Annotated in this window: 1 protein-coding gene; it reads right to left on the reverse strand. The window is 75.4% G+C overall.

The features are described from left to right. On the reverse strand, window positions 1-2,507 hold a 2,507-nt coding region (locus LQ222_RS26325), incomplete at its 3' end, for a type I polyketide synthase (RefSeq protein WP_308071669.1). Window positions 2,508-2,514 lie beyond the last annotated feature (7 nt).

Here is a 2,514-nt window from a genome sequence, read left to right on the forward strand (position 1 = left end):
GCCGCCGGCGCTGCCGCGGCAATGCCCGCTGCCGATGCCGCCTGCGCACCCTGCCCACCGCCCGCGCCCCCGGCCCAGCGCACCGCCGCCGCCAGCGCCTGCGCATACCGCACCCGACCCCGCAGGTGCCCCGCCCAATGCTCCCCCCAGTCATACGCCGTCGGGTCAGACCCCGCCCCCACCACCGCACCGCTCCAGCTCGACACCAGCGCCACCTCCGCCGCCCGGTGCGCCACACCCCGCGCCAACGCCGCCAGCCCCGCCATCGCCGGCTCCACCAGCGGCGAGTGATACCCCTGCCCGCCCGCCAGCCGCTCGCTCGCATGACCGCGCGCCAGCAGCGCATCGCACAGCGCACCCAGCGCCGCCTCGCTCCCCGCCACCGTGCTGCCCGCGACACCATGGTCCGCCGCCACCGACGCCTGCCCCGCCAGCACTCCCGGCAGCCCCGCCAGCACCGCCTCCACCTCCTCAGCACCCGCCGTCGTCGCCGCCATGCCGCCCGGCGCCAGCCCCTCGCACAGCGCACCACGCCCCGCCACCAGCCGCGCCAGACCATCCAGATCCAGCACGCCCGCCACATGCGCCGCCACGTATTCGCCCAGCGAATGCCCCAGCACCACCAACGGCACCACGCCCCGCCCACGCCACAGCCGCGCCAGCGCCACGCCCAGCCCCACATGCGCCGGCTGCGCCAGCGACGCACGCTCCAGCCACCGCGCCGCATCCGGCCCGTGCAGCACCGCCTCCAGCCCCGGCGTCCCCGCCGGCAGATACGGCGCGAAGGCCGCGCACACCTCCCGCCACGCCCTCGCGAATGCCGGTTCCGCCGCCACCAGCCCCAGCCCCGCGCCAGGCCGCAGCGCACCCTGCCCAGTGAACAGCCAGACCAGCCCCGGCCCGTCCTGCGCCACCGCGGCCACGCCCCATGCATCCTCGCGCGCCTGCCCGCGCAGCACCGCCGCCGCCGCCAGCCCATCGCGCGCCACCACCGCCCGCCGATGCACCAGCGCCGCCCGCCCCCGCACCGACGTCCCGCACGCCGCCAGCCAGCACCCCGCGCCACCCGCCGCCGCATCCGCCGCACCCAGCACCGACAGCCGCTGCGCGCTTGCCTCCGACAGCCCCGCCAGCGACACCTCGCTGCGCGCCGAGACCACGTACACGCCCGGACGCTTCGCCGCCCCCTGGCGCGCCCCATGGGCCGCCAGCACCGCCTCCGGCACCCGCCCCAGCCCCGCCGGCGCCGGGCCGATCACCGCATGCGCATTCGTCCCCGAGAACCCAAAGGAACTCACACCAACCAGCGCCTCCGCCCCCAGCGGCTCCACCTCCGCCGGCAGCCGCAGCCCGCTGCCCGCCCAGTCCACATGCTCGCTCGGCGTGCCCGCATACGGATGCGGCGGCACCTCCCCGTGGTGGCGCATCAGCACCGCCTTGACCACGCCCAGCAGCCCCGCCGCACCCTCCGCATGACCCAGGTTCGCCTTGGCCGAGCCGATCGGCACACCCGCCCCCGGCCCCGCCCCGAACACCGTCGCCAGCGCACCCGCCTCGATCGGGTCGCCCAGCGCCGTGCCCGTGCCATGCGCCTCGATGTAGCCCACCGACCCCGCATCCGCGCCCGCATCCGCCAGCGCCGCCCGGATCACCTCCGCCTGCGCCGGACCGTTCGGCACCGTCAGCCCGCCCGACGCACCATCCTGCCCCACCGCACTGCCCCGCAGCACCGCCCAGGCACGCCCCGCCGGCACCTCGCCCTGCCGCCCCAGCACCACCACCGCGCAGCCTTCCGCACGGCCATACCCGTCCGCACCCGACGAAAACGCCTTGCACCGACCATCCGCCGACAGCATCCCCGCCCGCGAGAACCCCACCGAATGCAGCGGCGTCAGGATCAGGTTCACACCACCCACGATCGCCAGGTCGCACTCGCCGTTCCGCAACGCCCGCGACGCCAGATGCAGCGCCACCAGCGACGACGAGCACGCCGTGTCCACCGACACCGCACCACCCCGCAGCCCCAGCGCATACGCTATCCGCCCCGACGCCACCGAATGCTGCGTGCCCGACGCATGATACGCGTCGATCCCTCCCAGCCCCCCCGACGCCACCATCTGCGCGTAGTCCGACGCGCAGATGCCAACATACACTCCAACCCGCCGGCCCCTCAGCCGCTCCGCCGCAAGCCCCGCATCCTCCAGCGCCTCCCACGCGCATTCCAGCAGCAGCCGCTGCTGCGGATCCATCCCCGCCGCCTCCCGCGGGCTGATGCCCCAGAACGCCGCATCAAACCCTTCCACACGACCCAGCCACCCTCCGCGCAGCGTCCGGACCAACCCCTCCCCTGCACCAGAACCCACCACCCCAGGCCGCTCCACACCCCACCGGTACTCCGGCACCTCGCTCGTCACATCCACACCAGACCGCAACACTCCCCAGTACCCAACCGCATCCACAACACCACCAGGAACACGCACCGATAAACCAAGGATCACCAGCGGCACTCTGGCC

Source organism: Roseomonas sp. CECT 9278 (assembly GCF_918698155.1).
Classification (GTDB): domain Bacteria; phylum Pseudomonadota; class Alphaproteobacteria; order Acetobacterales; family Acetobacteraceae; genus Neoroseomonas.